This window comes from Terrihalobacillus insolitus (assembly GCF_028416575.1).
Taxonomy (GTDB): Bacteria; Bacillota; Bacilli; order Bacillales; family Amphibacillaceae; genus Terrihalobacillus; species Terrihalobacillus insolitus.
The window spans coordinates 81,451-102,989 of the sequence record NZ_JAMQKB010000011.1; the positions used below are offsets into that span (position 1 = coordinate 81,451).

Sequence of the window (21,539 nt, forward strand, 5' to 3'; positions counted from 1 at the left end):
TATATAAATATGCAAACGGTGCAAATAAGAGAAGACCTTCGCAATATTGCCATTATTGCGCACGTTGACCATGGAAAAACAACATTGGTTGACCAGTTACTAAAATATTCAGGTACGTTCCGTGAGAATGAGCAAGTGGATGAACGTGCAATGGATTCAAATGACTTAGAAAAAGAACGTGGCATTACAATTTTAGCGAAAAATACAGCAATTAATTATAAAGATACTCGCATTAACATTTTGGATACACCAGGACACGCTGATTTTGGTGGAGAAGTGGAACGTATTATGAAAATGGTGGATGGTGTTCTACTCGTCGTGGATGCTTACGAGGGATGTATGCCTCAGACACGTTTTGTTTTGAAAAAAGCATTAGAACAAAAGCTCACTCCAGTAGTTGTTTTAAACAAAATTGACCGTCCAAATGCACGTCCGACAGAAGTGATTGATGAGGTGCTGGATTTATTTATTGAGCTAGGGGCTGACGATGAACAATTAGAATTTCCAGTCGTATATGCTTCTGCACTAAATGGAACTTCAAGTAATGAGCCTGATGAACAAGAAGAAACGATGGAGCCGATTTTCTCTACGATCTTAGATAATATTCCAGCTCCTGAAGATAATTCAGAGGATCCGTTACAATTCCAAGTAACGCTTTTAGATTATAATGAGTATTTGGGTCGTGTTGGTATTGGCCGTATTTTCCGAGGCTCAATTAAAGTAGGCCAACAAGTAGCTCTAATGAAAAAGGATGGTTCGGTTAAGACGTTTCGTGTAACCAAATTATTTGGTTTTATCGGCTTAAAACGAATAGAAATCAAAGAGGCAAAAGCAGGAGATATTATTGCTATTGCTGGTTTGGAAGATATTAACGTTGGGGAAACGGTTTGCCCAATAGATCACCAAGAGGCAATGCCCATTCCTAGAATTGATGAGCCTACCCTTCAAATGACATTTGTTGTGAATAATAGTCCATTTGCTGGGAAAGAGGGTAAATATATTACTTCCCGACGTATCGAAGAACGCTTACTAACGCAATTAGAAACGGACGTAAGTTTACGGGTAGACCCAACTAGTTCTCCTGATGCTTGGATCGTTTCAGGTCGTGGGGAGCTACACTTGTCCATCTTAGTTGAGAACATGAGACGGGAAGGCTATGAACTGCAGCTTTCAAAGCCACAGGTTATCATCAAAGAAATAGATGGAGTTCGTTGTGAGCCGATTGAACGCGTTCAAGTGGACGTACCTGATGACCATACAGGAGCCGTAATGGAGTCACTTGGTTCCAGAAAAGGTGAAATGATCGATATGGTGAACCAAGGAAACGGACAGGTCAGAATGGAATTTAAGGTTCCTTCTCGAGGATTAATTGGTTACTCAACAGAATTCATGACTCAAACAAGAGGGTATGGCATTATTAATCACACCTTTGATGGTTATGCGCCAGTAGTTTCAGGCCAAGTAGGTGGCAGACGACAAGGTGTACTTGTTGCATTAGAAGCAGGGAAGGCTTCGACATACGGAATCATGGGTCTTGAGGACCGGGGTATTATTTTTGTGGATCCAGGAACAGAAGTATATGCAGGTATGATTGTTGGTGAACATAACCGCGACAACGATTTAACAGTTAATATTACTAAAGAAAAGCATTTAACAAACGTCCGCTCTGCAACAAAGGATCAAACAGCAACCATTAGAAAAACGCGTAAACTAACACTAGAAGAAGCAATCGAATATTTGGATGATGATGAGTATTGTGAAGTTACACCAGAATCGATTCGTTTACGTAAAAAAATCCTGAACAAAAATGAACGAGAAAAAGCGGGAAAACGAAAAACAGTTTAAAAAAATTGCGGGGCAGGAAGCTTGTTGATGGTCACGCCCCACTGAACAGTCTAAAAATAGGTCGGAATAATAAAGCAGTGCACCATTATGGTTGCACTGCTTTTTAAAGGAGCAAAATAAGTGATTAAATCTCTCGACGCATTGCTTTTAACACGTCCATTTTTGTTGCTTTTCTGGCAGGTCTTAGTCCAGATAAAATTGTTACCACAAGGCAAATCCCGACAGCAATCAGTACGAGCGACAATGGAATGGCTGAAAATTGTAACGTTTCAGGTAGTTCCTCACCAAAAGCACTTTCAATAATGAATGGAATTGCAATGTTAACTGCAATACTAATAAGATAGGCAACGACAGTTCCAATCAAGGCACCAATCAATCCAATATAGCTACTTTCAAGCAAGAAGATGCGTTTGATCACTCTGGGATTGGCTCCAATTGCCTTCATAATTCCGATGTCTGGTGCTCTTTCGGTAACAGCCATTGTCATTGTATTGTATATACCGATAGATGCGATAAGAAGGGCGATCGTACCGATAAAAATGAGTCCCGACTTAGCGATGGTAAAGACTGTGTTGATCTGTTTCATCTCGCTTACGACAGAATAGGAGGCATAATCGTTCAGATCCAGTTGGTTTATGATCCCATCTACTGCCTCCAAATTATTTGCGTATATTTTTACTTCATCATAAGCGTTTGGATCTTGCTCAGGCATCTGAATATCATCGTTTGGCGGCTTGACCATCCCCCTTGGTGTACCAGTAAATGCCTCAATTTCTTTCATAACCGATTCGGAAATGAAAACAGTTTGATCCCGAGCCCATTCTCTTGTAGGTTTCTTCGTAATCCCGACAATTTGAAGAGTAATGGTTGAGCTTTCTTCCTTCCCTTCTTTTAATTGTGTAACTTTCATGTCTATGTTTTTCCCTACGAGATCATCGTTATATTTATATTCTTCCTTTATGTTACCACTTTCATCTCTTATATCGTTTGGTGGTGCAGTAGTGGAATAGAGTGATTCGACGAAATTATATCCGACTACAATTTCGTTTGCTTTTTCGGGCAGTCTGCCTGCGGACAACTCCAAGCCAGCTTTCATTTCAGCTGGAAAATATGCAACATAAGTACTTGCCCCTGTGTTATAATCGCCTATTTTATATACTGGCTCCTGATTCAGTCTCTGCCTTCTCGTCACTGCTTTTACGTTGTCGATTGATTCAAAATAGTCAACATCTTCATTTTTAATCTGGCTAAAGCTCCCTTTATCTTCTTCCTTTCCATAAATGTCGATCTGAGTTACAGCACGTTGTTCAAGCATATCTTTTACAATCGATTGTTGGAGACCGAAGCCAACAGAAGCAAGCACAATTAAAAAAGCACAACCAATGGCAGTGGCAAGTACAGTCATAAAAACACGGACTTTATTCTTTTTCATGTTTTGCCGTACAAAACGAAATTGATCTTTAAATTTCATTATATTGTCCCTCCTTGCGTCAACGAGCCATCTGCAATATGGACGGTTCGATTCCCGATACGTGCTACTTCATCGTCATGGGTAATAATTAAAAAGGTAATGCCAAGTTCTTTGTTTAATTGAAGTATAAACTGTAGCAATTCTTGTTCGGTTTCACTATCTAAACTTCCTGTTGGTTCATCTGCAAGGATCAGTGGTGGGTTCAAGATGAGTGATCGAGCAATACTTGTCCGTTGCTGCTGGCCACCAGATAATTCACTTGGGTAATGATCCCTGTACTCCAATAAACCGACTTTTTGTAACGTCTCTTCTGTTCTTTTCTTTCTTACAGAAGCGGATTCTCCATTTAATATTAAAGGTAATTCTACATTCTGATAGGCTGTCATACTAGGTATTAATTGGAAATTTTGAAAAATGAACCCGATATGCTGAAGCCGAAAGTCTGCAAACTCTGATTCGGTTAAATCTGTTACTTTTGTATCGTTCACCCAAATTTCTCCTTGGGTAGTTCGGATAAACCCACTGATAAGATTAAGTAGTGTTGATTTTCCTGACCCACTTCTCCCTGCTAATGCTACGATTTCCCCTTTATTGACTTCGAACGATATATTTCGTAATACGGGTAAAGTAGATTGTTGTCCGCGTTTTCCCATTACAAAATCATGACTAAGATTTTTTACGTTAATCATGTTACTCCTCCTTTTAAATTAAAAAGAAAAATGAATCATTTCCTAACCTACCTAAGTAGACGAATGAAGTGAGGGAGAAATTACAAATATATATAAAAATATTTAACTGGAATTTCGGAAAGATAAAAATACGTAATCCCTCGGAATAAGCTACTAGCATGATAATCTGTACATTAAGTGCGTGTATTTTAAATAATTGTTTTTTGATATACTAAAATGAAGATTAATGTCGAAAAAGGAAAATCCCAAAAAGGGGGTTCGATCTATTTGAAACAGCTCTGTTTAATAGTGGTTACCTTTCTTGGTTTGCTTTTATTTTTTGGTTGTAGTCAAGAGAAAAACAAAGTTAATCAAATTGAGGAGAAAACGGCAAATGAGGAAGTGGAAGGAACACCCAAAGGAGAGACTGCACCTGAAGTACCTAAACCGATAACCAAAAGTGTTCGTCTTACTGCAATCGGTGATATCTTGATTCATGATTCTGTCTATGAAGATGCAAAATCAAATGATGGGTTTGATTTCTTCCCAATGTTAGAACGAGTTCAACCGTATCTAGAGGATTCCACGATCACTGTTGCCAATCAAGAAACAATGATCGGTGGAAAAGCGATCGGTTTATCGGGTTATCCAAGATTTAATAGTCCTTTTCAAGTAGGGGATGCGTTAAAAGAAGCGGGTGTAGATGTTGTTTCCATAGCCAATAATCATACGATGGATCGCGGTGAACAGGCAATCCAGAACGCGATACAGTATTGGGAATCGATAGACATGATGTACACAGGCGCATACAAAGATAAAGTGGATAGCAGTCGAATTCGCGTATTCGAGACAGCAGAAGGAATAGATGTTGCATTTTTGAGTTTTACATATGGAACAAATGGTATTGTCGTTCCAGATGGTAAAAGTTATCTCGTAAACCTTATCGATCAAGGTAAGATCGTACAGGATATCAAGGAGGCAAAGCAATTATCAGATGTGATCGTACTCAGCTTACATTTTGGACAAGAATATGAACGACTACCTAACCAAGAGCAAAAAGACCTTGTCCAGTTAGCAGCTGACAACGGGGTACAGGTTGTGATTGGGCATCATCCACACGTTTTACAGCCTGTAGAATGGGTGGAAGGGAAGAATGGCAATCGTACGTTTGTAGCTTATTCATTAGGTAATTTCCTTTCTGGACAGGATGAATTTTTCAACCGAATTGGTGGAGCAATAACAATTACCATTGAAAAAACGATTGTTGGTGATGAACAATCGATCCAGATTAAGGATCCGCGTTTTCTACCAACCTTTGTACAGTATAATAATGAAAGTGACTTTGAGGTCACCCCAATGTTCGAACTAACAAACGAAGAACTTCCAAATGCCTCAAAACATTACGAAGACATCAGGAAGCACATGTCCCAGTGGCTGCCAGAGCTTTCTTTTATCGAAAGTGATTAGGTTATTTGATGATCGTGTGTTTAAGAGGAAATTCAAAAGATAAAGAAAAACGAAAGCTCGTGAATTCATTATTCTAGTGCTTTTCTTCCCTCTGTTACTCTGACGCATCAATAAAAATAGAAATGCGATACCCAACTATCGGGTATCGCATTTCTTATTCAAGCTTCATTTTTACGTGTTTTTCCAAAAATATAGGTGAGGATGAATGGTACGATAATGGCAATTGCCATACCAATTAAAAATGCTCCCCAATCCTGTGCAAAGATCGAAAATATACCGGGTATTCCTCCAACCCCAATGGACGGTGCTTTCACTCCATTAATAGTAATAAACATAGCTGCAATTGCTGAACCGATTATAGCAGCTATGAACGGGTAACGGAACCTCAGATTCACACCAAACATTGCAGGTTCTGTTATACCTAAATACGCTGAAATAGTGGAAGTCATTGCAAGACCTTTTAATTTTTCATTCCTTGTTACAAACATATAGCCTAAAGCAGCAGACCCTTGAGCAATGTTTGACAATGCTAGGATTGGCCATAAGAATGTTCCGCCAGTAGAGGCAATTAACTGTAAGTCAACTGCTAGGAATGTATGGTGCATACCAGTCACAACAATTGGCGCATATAGTGCACCATAAACGAGTCCACCAATAGCCGGTACAGCTTCAAAAATGCCAACTACCCCATCTGTAATCCAGTTTCCGATTGTGAATGTAATTGGTCCAATAGCCACGAATGAAGCAAAGCCCACTAGTAGTAAAGCAATTGGTGCGACCAACAACAATTGAAAGGAATCTGGAATACGTTTTCTGAGGAAAATTTCTACTTTTGCTAAGAAATACGTTGCGACTAACACTGGTAATACCTGACCTTGGTAACCGATTTTTTGAACTTCTAGTCCAAATAAATTCCAGGCTGGTATTTCTTCAGCACTCCCATATCCCCAAGCGTTCAGTAAATCGGGGTGAACAAGCATAAGTCCTAGAACCATTCCGAGTAATTCGCTGCCACCAAATCGCTTTGCTGCTGCCCAACCAATCAATCCTGGTAAAAATACGAAGGCTGTATTCGCAATTAGATTAATAATTCCAGCGATATCTGTCCACTGTGGATAAACGTCGATGACAGATTTTTCATCAAAGAAGATTCCGGGCCCAGTTAAGATGTTATTTATACCCATTAACAAACCAGCCGTTACGATGGCAGGCAGAATTGGGATAAAGATGTCAGCTAGTACTTTAACCAACCGTTGGATCGGATTCATTTTTTTTGCAGCGTTGTCTTTAATATCCTGTTTTGATGATTGTTCAATTCCAGCTACTTCAACTAGTTCTTTATATACCTTATCTACTGTTCCCTGACCGATGATCACTTGAAATTGACCATTTGATGAAAAAGAACCACGTACCAAGTCAATGTTTTCGAGTTCTTCCTTATCAACCTTTGACTCATCATTTAAAGCAAAACGAAGTCGCGTAACACAATGTGTTGCCGCACCAATATTTTCCTTGCCACCGATTGCTTCAAGAATTTCCTCGGCAGCTTTTCTGTTAACACTCATGGTGATAGCCTCCTTAATTGTACGTTCGTAAAGGCGTCAAATGAGAGAATCGACTATGTGCCGCCGATCAACTACATTTTTGAACAACTTCCGAGCGGTAATCGTTTTCATTTAGACAAAAAGAAATGTATGACTGCATTGCTGTACGATACAAAAGGAAATAATAACCGCTTTCAAATAAATTTGTATATACAACTAACACCAATAATCATATCTTGTATATACATGTTAGTCAATAAGAAAAATTGTGGCAAATATTTCTGCTAGAAAAAAGTAATTAAGTATGTTTATATCTTTTATTCCTTATTCAGTTTTAACAAAACGAGCAAAGTTATGAGTAGTTGTCTTCGTTCATTTATTTAGATGTTCTAATCAATCTCTATTTTTGATATGATAAACCTTGTATCATTCCGAATGTAATACGTGAGATAAAAGTGCGAGTTCAAAAAGTCGGCAAATTAGAAGCAAGCAGGTCGAGGCGGCGTAGTTTTGAGTAGCGCAGCGTATGCTTCTAATACGTGAGCAACGGAAAAGCAAGCCATTTAAGGAATACAGGCTAAGACCGCCACGTCCTGTGGCAACACCTGCATGACCCACATCGTGTGGGCCTGAGATGCGCCGCTTATCATTTGGTGACTTTTTGAACAACCTCTAAAAGGAGACAAAATGAATGGAATGGAAAAATATTTATCGCGGTATGTTGATGGGTGCAAGTGATGTCATTCCAGGAGTTAGTGGTGGAACAATAGCAGTTGTTCTAGGTATTTATGATCGGTTAATTGAAGCGATTAATGGTTTTTTTAGTAAGGAATGGAAGCGACATCTTGGGTTTTTAATTCCACTGGGAGTCGGGGTTGTCACTGCTATTCTTGTGTTAGCCGACCTTATTGAGTGGTTGTTTGAAAATCACCCTGATCCAACACAGTTTGCTTTTCTAGGATTGATCATTGGGGTGTTGCCCTACCTATTCCATACAGCAGAGGCAAAGAAAAAATTTAAAATGCAACATATACTACTGTTTGTTGTTGGTGCGGCTTTAGTAGCATCCTTAGCGTTCTTTCAAACTGGTGAATCTGAACCAATGCTAACAATGACGCTGGGCACGTATATTTTTCTTTTTTTCTCAGGATTTATAGCAAGCAGCGCAATGATTCTTCCTGGAATTAGCGGTTCCTTTATTTTACTTATTATTGGTGTCTACTCTACCATTATAAATGCTATTTCCGAATTGAAGTTGGACATAATAGCTGTTGTTGGTGTTGGAATTATTGTTGGTATTATCGTAATGAGCAAAGTAATCCATTTTTTTATGGAACGCTTTACAACTGGAACCTATGCAGTGGTGATCGGACTTGTGGTCGGTTCAGTCGTAGTCATATTTCCAGGATGGCCGACAGATGTAAGCGGAATGTTGACCAGTATTGCAACTTTTGCTCTTGGCTTGGTTGTAGCGGTCGTACTAGGGCGAGTGGAATATAACTAATAGAGGATGTTCAAAAAGTCACCAAATGATAAGCTGAGCATCTCTTCGTTGACTTGTTTTTCCGGTCCTTGGAAAAGAAACCCGCTTTTCCTTCGTGCGATGTATATTCGGGGAAGCTTTCCTTGTGCTCATGTAGTTTATGTCTACACTGCGCTCCTCAAAACTGCGCCGCCTCGACCTGCTTGCTTCTAATTCGGCGACTTTTTGAATACTAACTAATTAGGCAAAACGTATTGCTTGAACTATTATTACAGTTCGTACATGCTTTCTTTAGAAAGGAATGAGGATACATGAAACAGATCCAAACAAAGGATGCATTTTATAAAACAATTCATTCGGAAAAGCCTGTTGTTGTAAAGATTTTTGCTGACTGGTGTCCAGATTGTAAAAGAATGGACATGTTCATTGGGGATATTTTAGAGGAATATCGCCAATATGAATGGTATGAAGTAAATAGTGATGAAATACCAGACGTTGCGGAAGAACAAGAAGTAATGGGTATTCCAAGCATTTTAATTTTTCAAAATGGAGAAAAACTTGCACATCAACACAGTGCCTTCACCAAAACGCCAGAACAAGTTCGCGAATTCTTACAGCAGCAGTTAGGATAAATGAAAAGAAGCCTTGTCACCAGAACAGCTGTGGCGAGGCGTTTTTAATATGAACCCCGTTCCATTTAAAGGTGTTATGTAAGCAAGTATTTCTGGTAAAATAATAGATAGTAATAGATAGTAACTCTACTAATGATAGATAGGAAGATTGTATTGCGAAAAACATCAATTTATAGAAAAAAAGCAAGGAAACTTCTAAAAGGTGTTACTACAATTGTGTTGGTGTCAGTAACAGTCATTTCTATAGCCTTAATTCTTGGTAATTTAGAGAAATATTCTGAGGATGATAACCAGTCCATGAGACTAACAAACAAAGTAAAGAGCTATGAGCCAATGATTGCAAAGGAACTGAAATCACAAGGGAAAGAGGAATATACCGCACTACTACTAGCACTGATGATGCAAGAATCTGGCGGCAGAGGAAATGATCCAATGCAAGCCTCAGAAAGTTATTGTGGTGAGGTTGGTTGTATCGATAACCCGAGTCTATCGATTAAACAAGGTGTGGATTATTTTTTGAAAGTATTGGACAAGGCAAACGGGGACACACAGCTCGCCTTACAGTCTTATAATTTTGGCCTGGGGTTTGTGGATTATGTTAATGAACGAGGCGGAAAATATACGGAGGAATTAGCGATCGAGTTTTCTGTGATGATGTATGACCGTCTTGCAGGTACAAATGTATATACCTGTAAAAGAGAAGAGGCCAAACAATATAATGCTTGTTATGGTGATATCAAGTATGTCGAATCTGTTCTAGACTACTATCCTGTTGCAAAGACCGCTACGAAACAAAAAGATAAACAAATTGTAGCCTTGAAAGACTAAGGAAGTAGTGGATTATTATCTTAGTGCGAGCATGGGCGATGACGAGCTAGACGTCATTTCTATTTTATTAGAAGAAGTAGAGCATACATTTCCATGTTAAAAATCCTGGATGATAGTAGCTCCAATTTTAATTTCCATGTTCTTTTTATCTGTTAAAAGTAATTCGCTGTTTGTTAACTTCCATTCAGCATGATTGTCCTGTAATCGATAAATCTGGTTAAACCTCTCTCCAGTTTTTTCACGATCGTTTACGCCAATTTTAACCGAGGACAGAAATTCATTATTCGTCTCCTTACTCGTTGGCATGCTTCCTTCTCCCCATTCAATGAGGAAAGGCAATGTTTCTTGCCCACTTGGAAAGAGCATTCGCCAAGAGAGTATTGATCCATCTGGCTTTTTTCGACTTCCATCAAGTGGTCCTTGAAATGGGATGTCGTTCTCTCTAAAGTGGTGTATGAAGCTGTTGATTGAATCGGTTCTCAGAGCAACTTGGAACACCCCTTCCCCCCTTTGGTTTAGGTGGATAGAAAGCTGTTGAATTAACGGGTTATCTGCATTCGTAGCCTTTTCTTGATTTGAAATCCCGAGCCATTCCAAGTAGCAACCATTTCCCAGAAAGCATAAGTGATTATAGGTACCCCAGCTATCATGGTTGCCACCAGAAACTGTTGATAATCCATATGTATTAGCAAAATGGTGAGCAGACTTCTCGGGGTCGTTACTGGCTATCACAATATGATCAATGGCAAGCATTCTCATCCTTCTTTCTCGTTTAGCTTAAAGATTTTTGCTATTCGTTCATATGACTTGATTCTTTCTTCAAATGGATGAACAATGGTATTCAGAATAATTTCATCCACTCCATAGCTTTCCGCTAGATTTTCCAATTCTTGCTTTACCTGTTCTGGATTCCCTACAATCATTCGCTTTCTATTTTCCTTGACACGTTCCTTTTCAAAGAGAGAATAAGGGTAGCTTGACGCCTCTTCCTTTGTTGGGAAACGGCTTCGATTCCCACCTTGTTCGATCTTTAAAATTGCTAAGTCCAGACTCGAAGCAAGTAATTCTGCATCTCCCTCTGTTTCTCCACAAACAGCAAAAACAGATACATTTCCTTGTGGGGTTTCCTGCTGGATAGAAGGTGTGAAATGTTCAAAATAACGACGCATTGCACCTGTCCCCCCGTGTCCATTAATAAAATGGGCAAAAGAATAAGAAGTGCCTAAGCTTGCAGCTAAACGTGCACTTGTTCCACTTGAACCAAGCATCCAGATGGGCGGTGCTGATTCTCCTATAGGTGTTGCTTGGATATCCAAATTTTGTGGATCCTCGCCGTGCAGATAAGCCATTAGATCTCCCACTTGTGTAGGGTAGTTTTGCACATCAGGGAATTTCCCACCATTTAAAGCTAGGTTAACCGAAGGCGCCCCACCAGGTGCTCGGCCAATTCCTAGGTCAATTCGCTTAGGATGGAGCGTTTCTAAAACACGGAAAACCTCTGCTACTTTATAAGAGCTATAATGAGGTATTAATATGCCACCTGTTCCAACACGAATTCGCTTACTGTTTGATGCGAGATGCGCAACCAAAATTTCGGGTGCTGACCCAGCCAAACTTTGTGTACTATGATGCTCTGATACCCAAAAACGATGAAACCCAAACCCATCAATTGCTTGGATCAATTCTGTTGTTTGATCAAAAGCATCCCGCGGGGACATCCCTGTAAGAATGGGTGATTGATCCAATATGCTCAATTTCATTGTGTGCCCCCTCAATTTCTGTTGGATTCTCTCTATTTTTTACCTAACCACTCGTTTTCCAGCATGCTCATTTCCCACAAATTCCAATACGTATCACCAAATTTTTTTGCGTGTCTTAGCAATCCTTCTTTTTTAAATCCTACCCTCTCATAACAAATAATGGCCGGTTTGTTGAAATCAAATACACCAAGGCTTACTCTATGTAAGTGAAGTGCATCAAACGCTATTTTTAATATTTCTTTCAACATAAGTTGGCCGGTACCTTGTCCCCTTGCAAATTTCTCACCAATTAATACTTTTCCTATTCTCGCCGACTTATTTTTTTTGTCAATGTGGCCCAGCGATATGTGACCTACCACTTTTCCTGTTTCACTTTGGATCACGCTGTAAACTAGTTTGTCGGAGTGATCATTGTTTGCGTTTTGAATATAGTTGGCTAATTGTTGCTCTGTTAAAGGGAAATCAAAGGTTGATCCTCCCCATTGAACTAAAAGTTCTGGTGTATCAATCCAATTAATCAGCTGTTCATAATCCGAAGGCCCGAAATATTTTAGCTCAACCATTGCTGTTCTCCTCTCGTCTCTTCTCTTCTCTTCTGTGATAACGATATCTTAATATTATTATCCCCATTAATGACAGGAGATTGCAACTATTCACCTTTAGCATTTAAACTAAATTAGGTAAAATACATTATTTAGAAAGCTAATAGATGCTTTTATAATTATTAGTGCGAGTTCAAAAACCTCCATGGCTTATCAGCCACCACAATGAATGAAAAAAGAATTAAAGTCACTAGTTTTCGTATAAAAAGCCAGATAATTAAAAGCGAGCAGATGGGGCAGGACGCGCGTTTGTCAGGTTTTTGGCCCCGAATACGTCTTCATCGCCCGAATGAGAGCGCGTTCGTCAAGTTTTTGGCTCCGAATGCGTCTTCATCGCCCGAATGAGAGCGCGTTTGTCTGATTTTTGGCCCCGAATGCGTCTTCATCGCCCCGATGAGAGCGCGTTCGTCAGGGTTTTGGCCCCGAATGCGTCTTCATCGCCCGAATGAGAGCGCGTTTGTCTGATTTTTGGCCCCGAATGCGTCTTCATCGCCCCGATGAGAGCGCGTTCGTCAGGATTTTGGCCGCGAATGCGTCTTCATCGCCCGAATGAGAGCGCGTTCGTCAGGATTTTGGCTCCGAATGCGTCTTCATCGCCCGAATGAGAGCGCGTTCGTCAGGATATTGGCTCCGAATGCGTCTTCATCGCCCGAATGAGAGCGCGTTCGTCAGGGTTTTGGCCCCGAATACGTCTTCATCGCCCGAATGAGAGCGCGTTTGTCAGGTTTTTGGCTCTATATGCGTTCTCATGCCCAGGTGCACAGCTTATCGTTTGGCACTTTTTAAACACGCTCTAATATGTAAACCTGTGAAATTTTTCGAATAAATTTAACTGGATCAGCGAAAATTAAGACGGTCTATGATCTAAAGAGAGGAGTGCGAGGAATGTACAATAAAATCATGTCGACACTAGTATTTGTTGGTGTTCCTGTTTCTGTGATTGGCAGTCTAATGTCCTGGTCACAAATTTTGATGTTTATCTTTTATTGTTTAACCATTGTTGCCCTTGCTGCTTATATGGGTCGAGCAACGGAAAGTTTGGCCATTATTTCAGGGCCAGCAGTTGGTGGGCTTTTGAATGCAACGTTCGGAAATGCTGTTGAAATGATTATTGCAATTTTTGCATTACGAGCAGGGTTAAGGGAGGTCGTTCTTGCATCCTTGACTGGTTCTGTAATAGGAAACTTACTTCTAGTAGCGGGGTTATCCTTTTTAGTTGGGGGGGTTCGGTTTAAACGACAAAAATACAATGTATACGATGCAAGGCATAATTCAGCATTACTCATGTTTGCTGTTATCGTTGCGTTTATTTTCCCTATTGCCTTTTCTTACCGACTCAGTGAAGACGATGCAATGTTTTTGAGTACTTCTGTGGCGATTATTATGATTTTGCTATACATTGCTGCACTTTTTTTCAAATTAGTAACGCATCGCGGTGTTTATCCTAGTGTGGAGGAAGGAGAGCAGAATGAAAAACCAGAATGGAGTAAAGGGAAGGCGATGATTGTTTTATTCCTAGCAACCATTGCAGTAGCCTACATTAGTGAAAGCCTTGTCCAAACGTTTGAGACAGTTGGTGAAACATTTGGTTGGAGTGAGATATTTATCGGGGTAATCATTGTTGCTATTGTGGGGAATGCAGCTGAGCATGGGGCAGCGATTATAATGGCATACAAAAATCGCATGAGTGTCGCTGTTGAAATAGCTGTTGGTTCCACCTTGCAAATTGCTATGTTTGTCGCACCTTTGCTTGTATTGATATCTTACCTATTCGAAGAGTCCATGCCCCTTATCTTCTCAATGCCAGAGCTAGTATCTATGGTTTTAGGGGTTTTATTGACGATTCAAGTGACCAACGATGGGGACACCAATTGGTTTGAAGGTGCTACATTACTTGCAACATACGCTATTATGGTCGTCGGCTTTTACCTACTATAGTGGTTGCTTACCCCTGTTGGCAAGGCATAGCCTGTCATCGTGTTTTGTAAATGGTGATGTTTTCTATTATAGGTATGTTCATACAAGATAAATTATCCGTTATTTTACAGCCCGTACAGTGCTTTGTTTTTATATGTTATAATAGGATGAATCATGAGTGATTTTTACCTGTACGGAGAGGTGATACAATGGATCAAACAGAACAGTACTTGGAAAAGAAACAGGATCCTTCATTAAAATTGTTTGTCGTGTTATCAAAAGCATACCGTTCCATCACAGATAAGGTAGAAGCTGATATTCGAAAAAAAGGGCTGAATCCAACAGAGTTTGGGGTGCTAGAACTACTTTTTCACCGAGGAGATCAACCATTGCAAAAAATTGGTGAGAAAATTCTACTTGCGAGTGGCAGTATTACGTATGTAGTTGACAAACTTGAAGAAAAGAAATATATAAAAAGAAAGCCTTGCCCAGAGGATAGAAGAATTACCTATGCGTCGATTACAGATAAGGGGAAGGAACTTTTGAACGACATTTTTCCAGACCATTGGAGCAGGATTGAGGAAATTACGGATGGTTTAGACAAAGAAGAAAAAGAATCGGCGATAAAGCTACTTAAAAAGTTAGGCTTTTATGCTAGTGAAAAAGATTAAAGGACACGCGTAAAAAGAAATTGGGTCTTGCAAATAGGAAGAAACAAAAAATTGCGTATTTAACGATCTTTAAAAAAAGAGCACTTATTTTTTTTATAGTGTTGTATTGTTTGAATCTATTTCAGCTAATTTAAAAAATAGGACAATAGAAGCAGGAAATTCTGTATGTATGTTTGAACAACCTTGTTAGTGGGTATAAAGTAATTAGTGACCGATTTTGTGCGATACATTTTCGGTTCGATTAACTAAGAATATCTCTGGGGGGACAAACAGCAGTGGAAAAACCTCATGTTGTCGTCTATGTTAGTGACAACTGTTCACATTCTGAAAAGGTGTTGTCTTTGTTGGAATATGTCAACGTTCCGTATGAAAAGAAAAATATTTCCGAGGAAAAGAAAGTAGTTCGTGAATTGCAGCAGCATCAAATCTATGGCACACCTGCGACCTTCATTAACAATCAAGTTATTTTGGGTTATCAAAAATACAAGATTAAGCAGGCGTTGGGAATGTTGACAGGGGTAGACAGAGAAAAGATAAACGATGATCATTTTTATAAGCGATTTTAACAGACGAGGGGGAATCAGTCTCACTTGTCTGTTATTTTTTTTATGAACTCATTTCAGTGCTCCTTCATAGGCTACTAATAAAAATGAGTTTAAAAAGAGGTGTATGTCCATGAACCGTCAAAATCCTTCGCACCAACCGTTTTATCCTTATCAAAGCCATATACAGTATTCACCACCTATACACCAACATCATCGACGGCGTCCATCTCCAGGAATCATTCCACCATATGGTGTTGCTCAATCTAATGGAAATCCTTTCATGCAGGGACCTTTTCCAGCAAAAGGCGGGGCACCACCGAATAAAGCTGTGCCATCACAAAATGGGATGCAACCGTATTATTCAAATGCATCATTCAACCATTCACCAACGATACCTGTTACACCTTTCCAAAAGTACTCGAAGCCGTCTCAGCCTTCTTATCTTTCGAATTATGGCACTCCAGGTATGGGTCCGAAAAATAATGGATGGATGGATCAGTGGATACCATATCAATCGGCTCCATTTCCGCAGCAAGGGAATATGCCAAAGGGGTTCATGAATTACTTTCATGATGAAGATGGTCAACTAGATATTGATAAAATGTTATCTACTTTTGGAAAAGTTGCCGACACGGTAAAACAGGTTTCACCAATGGTTAAAGGATTGGGAACGTTCATAAAACCAAAGTAAAGATAAAAAATCCTTGTTCTAGTGCTATGACAAGGATTTTTTATAACGAAATGGGAATGGTTATATGTTAAGGAGTGAATATGATGATCGGGTGTTTATGCTTACATGGATTTACAGGTGGCATTTACGAAATAAAGCCAATTATACATTACTTGAAAAACAACTCAAATTGGAAAGTCGTTGCACCAGAGCTACCAGGGCATGGCACTACATTATCCTTACATGACACAACATGCGATCAGTGGTTAGAAGCCTCAGAAAATGCACTGGTTGAACTATATAAGGAATGTGATAAAGTTTATCTTATCGGATTTTCCATGGGTGGTATGATTGCAACCTATCTTGCTGCTAATTATGACATTGAAAAGTTGGTCTTATTATCTGCATCTGGAAAATACATTTCTCCTAAACGGATGCTAATGGAGATAGGGGAAGGGCTGGTTAACAAGGTAAAAGGACAAGTTGTGGATTATACATTTGTTCATCGATTTCTAGAAAAAAGAAAAAGTGGTAAAGTCCCATTTAAGGCAACTATGGAGTTTAGGAAGTGTGTAAAATTCACGGGCCAATATTTATCAAATATAACCTGTCCTGTGTTCATAGCACACGGAATGAGGGATTGTATCGTTCCTTATAAGACAGCATGTTATTTGGAAAAACAAATACCAGCAGATGATAAAAAAGTTGTGTTTTTTGATCAAGCGAGACATCTTATTTGTCATAGTAGGGAAAAAGATGTTCTTAATCAGATGGTGCTGGAGTTCTTAACAAAGGAAAAGAAGGGAAGCAAAGTTTAACATTTTTTCACAAAGATAAGCATGGATATTCTGAAATAACGGCATCTGTGTCTGCTCAATGACGGAAATAAGGCTTTTTTCATTCGCCTGCTAAGATTCAGAATTTGATCTTTTGCTTTTATTTGAAATGGTCAAAATAGACTTCCTTGATGTACTGACGATAAACAAAGATAGCCCGAATAGGATGATAGAACCTCCAAGCCACTGTGTCGCAGAAATGGCTTCACCTAATATCAAGTAAGCAAGTAGTGAAGCGCCTATTGGCTCAAATACGATTGCCATCGATATGGTAGCCGTACTGACCCACTTTAATGCCCAATTAAAAAGTGTATGGCCCAAAAAAGTGGGAATGATGGCTAAACCAATAAAAACCATCCAATTACCGATTGGATAACCAAAAAAAGCATTGCCTAGAATCAGATTATAAGCGATAAGGGTAATCGAACTGACTCCATATACGACAAATGTGTACGTCATTAATGAAAGTCGCTTTCTTGCGTTTTGTCCTAATAAAAAGTAGCCAGTGACCATGATCGCACCGATAATCGCAAGAATGTCCCCGTAAAAAGCTATACCACTTATTTTAAAATCTCCCCAACTGATAATAACACTGCCAGTTAATGCAATGATCATACTGATTAAAGTTCCCGCTGAAAAACGTTCTTGGTAAAAAAGAAAGGTGCCTAGAAAAGCGAAAATCGGTTGAAGTGTTACCAACACTACGGAACTTGCAACAGATGTATAATTTAACGATTCAAACCAAAAAATAAAATGAAATGCGAGAAATACCCCTGCTAATGAACATAAAATCCAGTCGTTTTTTGTAATAAATCGAAATTCATGTTTCGTCTTCACCATAAAGGGAATCATAATAATTACTGCAAGTAGCAATCGATAATTCGCAATAATAGAGGCAGGAGCTTCGGGTGCAAGCTTCACTAAAATCGCGGCGGTGGAGACCGAAATCACCCCAACTGTAATAGCTGCGTAGGGGTTGAATGGAGGTATTCTCATTTTATATTCCTCCTGCAAACAGGTTTTTACCCATTTTATCATTCAATGAATTAAAAATCACTAACCATATCGGTAGAATTTAAACAAGTAGTATGGTAAGATGTACTAATCCATTGAATGTAGCGAAAAGGCCTCTTCCTGCTCGGAGCTAGGCTTTTTTTTACTTTAAGAAAGTGTGGATTTTCATCGGATTAAAGTAATTAGAAAAGACAACGAATCCATATTTACTTTTGGGAAGCTTGTGTTTTTCGAAACGATCTGAATGAATGGATAGTCAAAGTAAATGGGCCTTGTGTCATCCTTGCAGACGAAGGCTTACAGTAATAGGCTTGGCAATACGCCGAGTTTTCAAATCACGTTATGAATAATAGTTCATGTTAGTTCTCGGTGATATTCGCCGGTTTTAATAGGTTCCAGAGTGCCCAAAAATATTTGTGAAGCCGGGTTCTTAATGAGGTATGATGTAACGTGGCAAAATATATATTTTTGTTAAAGGAGTAGAAAAAGATAGTGACAACATTTAATTCATTAGGTATTTCAAATCCAATCCTGAAATCTTTAGAAAAGATGGGGTTTGAAGAAGCGACACCGATTCAAGAACAAACGATTCCCTTAGGCTTGCAAGGGAAAGATGTAATAGGGCAAGCACAAACAGGCACTGGAAAGACTGCTGCTTTTGGTATTCCAATGATAGAAAAAATCGACAAGGACTTAAAAAAAATCCAAGGTTTAGTTGTCGCGCCGACAAGGGAGTTGGCTATTCAAGTATCGGAGGAATTGCATCGTTTAGGTCAATTTAAAGGGGTAAGGACACTCCCGGTATATGGCGGACAACATATGGATCGTCAAATTAGAGCATTGAAAGATGGGCCACATATTGTTGTTGCCACTCCTGGACGACTATTAGACCACATTCGTAGAAGAACGATCCAAATAGGTAATGTGCATACGGCAGTTCTTGATGAAGCAGATGAAATGCTCAACATGGGGTTCATCGATGACATCCGGGATATATTAAAAGCAATTCCACAACAAAGACAAACTTTACTTTTTTCAGCAACTATGCCAAAAGAAATTAGAGAAATTGGTACGAAGCTAATGAAAGACCCTGAAGAAGTAAAAGTGAAGACAAAAGAAATGACAGTCTCAAACATTGACCAGTATTTTGTTGAGGTGCATGAAAAGCAAAAATTTGACACATTAACGAACTTACTTGATATCCACGGACCAGAGCTTGCGATTATATTTGGCCGTACAAAGAAGCGAGTAGATGAAATTTCTGAAGGACTTCAAGCTCGTGGTTTTAGTGCAGAAGGGATTCATGGAGATTTAACACAAGGAAAAAGAATGTCTGTGTTAAACAAGTTTAAAGGCGGACGTATTGAAATTCTAGTTGCAACAGATGTAGCTGCAAGAGGGTTAGACATCTCAGGTGTCACACACGTTTACAACTTTGATGTTCCACAAGATCCTGAAAGCTATGTACATCGAATAGGTCGTACGGGAAGAGCTGGAAAAGGCGGAGAAGCGGTATCATTTATTACGCCTAGAGAAATTCCTCATCTTCACCTAATTGAAAAGGTTACAAAAGGAAAAGTGAAACGTCTGCCTGTTCCGAGTACGGATGAAGCACTCCGCGGACAACAAGAGGTAACAGTAGAAAAGCTCGTTGAAACGATTGAAAAAAATGACTTAAAATCCTATCGTGAAACAGCCAATGAGTTGTTAAGTAAATACGATTCCGTTACCATTGTTTCTGCAGCTCTAAAAATGATGACCAAGGAAAGACAAAACACGCCTGTTCGTTTGACATCCATCGCACCAGTTAGTGTCAAGCAAGCATACAAAGAAAAGGGAAAGAAAAAGCCATATAGAGGAAATGATAAGCGTAACTTTTCTCGAAACAATAACAAGCCATCCCGTAATAGAAAGTTTCAAAATAAAAGAGGTTCATTTAATAAAAACCGTGGAAATCAATCATAGTCAAATTTTTCTACCGGTATAATTGATAGTGAACAATCGATTCTTTCAGTAGGATATAAAGAGGAGCATGCATTTTACCAAGCATGCTCCTTTTCTCTGTTATATATGTGGAGAATCTAATTAAAACAATCGGTTAAAAAGCCCCAAAAGAACGAGTGCGCCAAGTAATACCCAAACAACTTTGTTTAGGCGCTGCTTGTTTCTCCAACGATTGCCTTTCCAACGGTTTGGATTAAAGTTGACGCCCCCGCCTTGGTGAACACTTCTGTTACTCCATATGTTAAAGGGACGGGCATTTCGTAACACAACAGGTGCAATGGCGAATCCGCCGATAAACCCAAAAATGTGTGCATAAATATTAATATTAGTACGCAGAAAAGACATGATCATCCCAATGATGAAAATCGTTAATATAATCTGTCCGTTTGCCTGATCAATAAGATGTTTTCGAAAAATGGTCATAAACAGATATATTCCAAATAACCCGTAAATGGCACCTGAAGCTCCAACGTAGGGGTAAAATGCAGTTGGATCCATCACATAGGTAAACAAATTACCTACTATACCAGCGAAAAAATAAGCGACAATAAATTTAAATTTACCTAGCATTTGTTCTAGAGCAGGACCAAATAAAACAAGTGAAAAGGAATTGAACAATGCGTGCATAAGTCCTGCGTGTAGTACAATAGGAGTGATAAGTCGCCAATATTCCCCATTATCGATCATGAGGTTTACGCCTGCTCCCCACTGGTAGATTTGCATGCCAATATTTAATTGGAATAAATCAATTATTACCCAAAGAAACAAATGAATCGAGACAAGTGTCGTCACAATTGGGTATGTTCGCACAAATTGTTGAAAGCTTTCCGTTCTAAAAAACATAGCCATACTCCTTTTTTAATCAATTCGCAAATCTTCATGATTCTCTTTATTCAGTTTATTTTCTCTATTTGGTATTGATTCGTTATAATAAGAACAACAATGGATATGATCGTTCTGTTATTTGTAATTTTTAAACACGCATTTAAACAACCTCTATTATAAACTATTTAAAAAATGATGAAAGTAGGAAATACGGATTATGATAAAAGGAATTGGGATAGACATTATTGAGTTAGATAGAATAAAACAAAATATGGAAAGGCATACACGTTTCCTTGAACGAGTTTTAACGGAAAAAGAACGGGAGCTTTTTGATCAGTTGTCCTCACCTACCAGGAAATTAGAATTTCTCGCAGGTCGCTTTACTGCAAAGGAAGCTTATGCGAAAGCAGTTGGAACCGGAATAGGCAAATTAAGGTTTATTGATATCGAAATTTTGCCTAATGAAAAAGGAGCACCAATAATTACAGTAGTGAACAGTGAGGATGAAAAAATCGCAGTATCCATTTCTCATAGCAAGGAATATGCTGTTGCACAAGTTGTTATTGATTCATAGAAATCAGCAATTTATGACCTAAATTGAACAAAATCGCTATCGCGAGGGCTTTTAACCCCATCTTTCCCAAACATTTCAGCTAATTTAATATAGCAGCACACTCAAATATAAGGTATTGTTAATTTACCACAAAAAACAAACCAAAAAGTGAGGTGCTGCTACTTGTTTATCGTATCATGTCCT

General features: G+C 39.0%; 20 protein-coding genes. 12 read left to right on the forward strand and 8 right to left on the reverse strand.

The window, feature by feature from the left end; translation table 11 throughout:
* Window positions 1-18 precede the first annotated feature (18 nt).
* Window positions 19-1,845 carry a translational GTPase TypA gene (gene typA / locus NC797_RS11795; protein WP_272437008.1) on the forward strand — a complete coding sequence of 609 codons (1,827 nt, stop codon included), beginning with the start codon at window positions 19-21 and terminating at the stop codon, window positions 1,843-1,845.
* Between the two features lie 124 nt (window positions 1,846-1,969).
* On the opposite strand, the gene NC797_RS11800 is transcribed toward typA, so the two are convergent.
* Both NC797_RS11800 and NC797_RS11805 read right to left on the reverse strand, forming a co-directional pair.
* Window positions 1,970-3,316 carry an ABC transporter permease gene (locus NC797_RS11800; protein WP_272436983.1) on the reverse strand — a complete coding sequence of 449 codons (1,347 nt, stop codon included), beginning with the start codon at window positions 3,314-3,316 and terminating at the stop codon, window positions 1,970-1,972.
* Window positions 3,316-4,005 carry an ABC transporter ATP-binding protein gene (locus tag NC797_RS11805; protein ID WP_272436984.1) on the reverse strand — a complete coding sequence of 230 codons (690 nt, stop codon included), beginning with the start codon at window positions 4,003-4,005 and terminating at the stop codon, window positions 3,316-3,318. Before NC797_RS11805 ends, NC797_RS11800 begins: the two co-directional genes overlap by 1 nt.
* A 267-nt stretch (window positions 4,006-4,272) precedes the next feature.
* Between NC797_RS11805 and NC797_RS11810 the strand changes: the two genes are divergently transcribed.
* Entirely contained in the window at window positions 4,273-5,451 is a 1,179-nt protein-coding gene (locus NC797_RS11810) for a CapA family protein (RefSeq protein WP_272436985.1), read from the forward strand.
* Between the two features lie 158 nt (window positions 5,452-5,609).
* Here the strand turns inward: NC797_RS11810 and treP are convergent, their stop codons facing one another.
* Complete coding sequence (gene treP / locus NC797_RS11815) at window positions 5,610-7,016, reverse strand: PTS system trehalose-specific EIIBC component (RefSeq protein WP_272436986.1); 1,407 nt, start codon at window positions 7,014-7,016, stop codon at window positions 5,610-5,612.
* A 670-nt stretch (window positions 7,017-7,686) separates the two neighbouring features.
* On the opposite strand from treP, the gene NC797_RS11820 reads away from it, so the two are divergent.
* From NC797_RS11820 to NC797_RS11830, 3 genes are all read left to right on the forward strand, one after another.
* Window positions 7,687-8,499 carry a DUF368 domain-containing protein gene (locus NC797_RS11820; RefSeq protein ID WP_272436987.1) on the forward strand — a complete coding sequence of 271 codons (813 nt, stop codon included), beginning with the start codon at window positions 7,687-7,689 and terminating at the stop codon, window positions 8,497-8,499.
* A 290-nt stretch (window positions 8,500-8,789) separates the two neighbouring features.
* Window positions 8,790-9,110, forward strand: a complete 321-nt coding sequence (locus NC797_RS11825; RefSeq protein WP_272436988.1) for a thioredoxin family protein — start codon at window positions 8,790-8,792, stop codon at window positions 9,108-9,110.
* A 153-nt stretch (window positions 9,111-9,263) separates the two neighbouring features.
* Window positions 9,264-9,938 carry a lysozyme family protein gene (locus NC797_RS11830; protein WP_272436989.1) on the forward strand — a complete coding sequence of 225 codons (675 nt, stop codon included), beginning with the start codon at window positions 9,264-9,266 and terminating at the stop codon, window positions 9,936-9,938.
* Window positions 9,939-10,034: 96 nt separating this feature from the next.
* Here the strand turns inward: NC797_RS11830 and NC797_RS11835 are convergent, their stop codons facing one another.
* From NC797_RS11835 to NC797_RS11845, 3 genes are read right to left on the reverse strand one after another with little or no spacing between them, the layout of a single operon-like run.
* Entirely contained in the window at window positions 10,035-10,691 is a 657-nt protein-coding gene (locus tag NC797_RS11835) for a VOC family protein (RefSeq protein WP_272436990.1), read from the reverse strand.
* Window positions 10,692-10,693: 2 nt separating this feature from the next.
* Window positions 10,694-11,698, reverse strand: a complete 1,005-nt coding sequence (locus tag NC797_RS11840) for an LLM class flavin-dependent oxidoreductase (RefSeq protein ID WP_272436991.1) — start codon at window positions 11,696-11,698, stop codon at window positions 10,694-10,696.
* A gap of 32 nt (window positions 11,699-11,730) precedes the next feature.
* Window positions 11,731-12,261 (reverse strand): GNAT family N-acetyltransferase, encoded by a 531-nt coding sequence (locus NC797_RS11845; RefSeq protein ID WP_272436992.1) that lies wholly within the window; start codon window positions 12,259-12,261, stop codon window positions 11,731-11,733.
* Between the two features lie 924 nt (window positions 12,262-13,185).
* On the opposite strand from NC797_RS11845, the gene cax reads away from it, so the two are divergent.
* From cax to NC797_RS11870, 5 genes are all read left to right on the forward strand, one after another.
* Entirely contained in the window at window positions 13,186-14,238 is a 1,053-nt protein-coding gene (cax, locus tag NC797_RS11850; protein WP_272436993.1) for a calcium/proton exchanger, read from the forward strand.
* A 188-nt stretch (window positions 14,239-14,426) separates the two neighbouring features.
* Window positions 14,427-14,888 carry a MarR family winged helix-turn-helix transcriptional regulator gene (locus NC797_RS11855; RefSeq protein WP_272436994.1) on the forward strand — a complete coding sequence of 154 codons (462 nt, stop codon included), beginning with the start codon at window positions 14,427-14,429 and terminating at the stop codon, window positions 14,886-14,888.
* Between the two features lie 275 nt (window positions 14,889-15,163).
* Complete coding sequence (locus tag NC797_RS11860; protein ID WP_272436995.1) at window positions 15,164-15,454, forward strand: glutaredoxin family protein; 291 nt, start codon at window positions 15,164-15,166, stop codon at window positions 15,452-15,454.
* Between the two features lie 109 nt (window positions 15,455-15,563).
* Complete coding sequence (locus NC797_RS11865; RefSeq protein WP_272436996.1) at window positions 15,564-16,124, forward strand: YppG family protein; 561 nt, start codon at window positions 15,564-15,566, stop codon at window positions 16,122-16,124.
* A gap of 83 nt (window positions 16,125-16,207) precedes the next feature.
* A complete protein-coding gene (locus NC797_RS11870; protein ID WP_272436997.1) occupies window positions 16,208-16,921 on the forward strand; it encodes an alpha/beta hydrolase in 714 nt (237 codons plus the stop codon).
* A 90-nt stretch (window positions 16,922-17,011) separates the two neighbouring features.
* Here the strand turns inward: NC797_RS11870 and NC797_RS11875 are convergent, their stop codons facing one another.
* Window positions 17,012-17,935 carry a DMT family transporter gene (locus tag NC797_RS11875; protein ID WP_272436998.1) on the reverse strand — a complete coding sequence of 308 codons (924 nt, stop codon included), beginning with the start codon at window positions 17,933-17,935 and terminating at the stop codon, window positions 17,012-17,014.
* A gap of 510 nt (window positions 17,936-18,445) precedes the next feature.
* Between NC797_RS11875 and NC797_RS11880 the strand changes: the two genes are divergently transcribed.
* Window positions 18,446-19,918, forward strand: coding sequence for a degradosome RNA helicase CshA (locus NC797_RS11880; protein WP_272436999.1), 1,473 nt, complete (start codon window positions 18,446-18,448; stop codon window positions 19,916-19,918).
* Window positions 19,919-20,038: 120 nt separating this feature from the next.
* Here NC797_RS11880 and NC797_RS11885 read toward each other — a convergent pair whose 3' ends face one another.
* Window positions 20,039-20,800, reverse strand: coding sequence for a rhomboid family intramembrane serine protease (locus tag NC797_RS11885; RefSeq protein ID WP_272437000.1), 762 nt, complete (start codon window positions 20,798-20,800; stop codon window positions 20,039-20,041).
* A 199-nt stretch (window positions 20,801-20,999) separates the two neighbouring features.
* Between NC797_RS11885 and acpS the strand changes: the two genes are divergently transcribed.
* A complete protein-coding gene (gene acpS / locus NC797_RS11890; protein WP_272437001.1) occupies window positions 21,000-21,356 on the forward strand; it encodes a holo-ACP synthase in 357 nt (118 codons plus the stop codon).
* The last annotated feature ends 183 nt before the right edge of the window (window positions 21,357-21,539 follow it).

Excerpts from the sequence above, each read along its gene's own strand:
- NC797_RS11805 (WP_272436984.1), bottom strand. The coding sequence starts at position 4,005 with ATGATTAACGTAAAAAATCTTAGTCATGATTTTGTAATGGGAAAACGC.
- NC797_RS11845 (WP_272436992.1), bottom strand. The coding sequence starts at position 12,261 with ATGGTTGAGCTAAAATATTTCGGGCCTTCGGATTATGAACAGCTGATT.
- treP (WP_272436986.1), bottom strand. The coding sequence starts at position 7,016 with ATGAGTGTTAACAGAAAAGCTGCCGAGGAAATTCTTGAAGCAATCGGT.
- NC797_RS11865 (WP_272436996.1), top strand. The coding sequence starts at position 15,564 with ATGAACCGTCAAAATCCTTCGCACCAACCGTTTTATCCTTATCAAAGC.
- NC797_RS11875 (WP_272436998.1), bottom strand. The coding sequence starts at position 17,935 with ATGAGAATACCTCCATTCAACCCCTACGCAGCTATTACAGTTGGGGTG.
- cax (WP_272436993.1), top strand. The coding sequence starts at position 13,186 with ATGTACAATAAAATCATGTCGACACTAGTATTTGTTGGTGTTCCTGTT.
- NC797_RS11885 (WP_272437000.1), bottom strand. The coding sequence starts at position 20,800 with ATGTTTTTTAGAACGGAAAGCTTTCAACAATTTGTGCGAACATACCCA.
- NC797_RS11840 (WP_272436991.1), bottom strand. The coding sequence starts at position 11,698 with ATGAAATTGAGCATATTGGATCAATCACCCATTCTTACAGGGATGTCC.
- acpS (WP_272437001.1), top strand. The coding sequence starts at position 21,000 with ATGATAAAAGGAATTGGGATAGACATTATTGAGTTAGATAGAATAAAA.
- NC797_RS11855 (WP_272436994.1), top strand. The coding sequence starts at position 14,427 with ATGGATCAAACAGAACAGTACTTGGAAAAGAAACAGGATCCTTCATTA.
- NC797_RS11800 (WP_272436983.1), bottom strand. The coding sequence starts at position 3,316 with ATGAAATTTAAAGATCAATTTCGTTTTGTACGGCAAAACATGAAAAAG.
- NC797_RS11825 (WP_272436988.1), top strand. The coding sequence starts at position 8,790 with ATGAAACAGATCCAAACAAAGGATGCATTTTATAAAACAATTCATTCG.
- NC797_RS11820 (WP_272436987.1), top strand. The coding sequence starts at position 7,687 with ATGGAATGGAAAAATATTTATCGCGGTATGTTGATGGGTGCAAGTGAT.
- NC797_RS11835 (WP_272436990.1), bottom strand. The coding sequence starts at position 10,691 with ATGCTTGCCATTGATCATATTGTGATAGCCAGTAACGACCCCGAGAAG.
- NC797_RS11870 (WP_272436997.1), top strand. The coding sequence starts at position 16,208 with ATGATCGGGTGTTTATGCTTACATGGATTTACAGGTGGCATTTACGAA.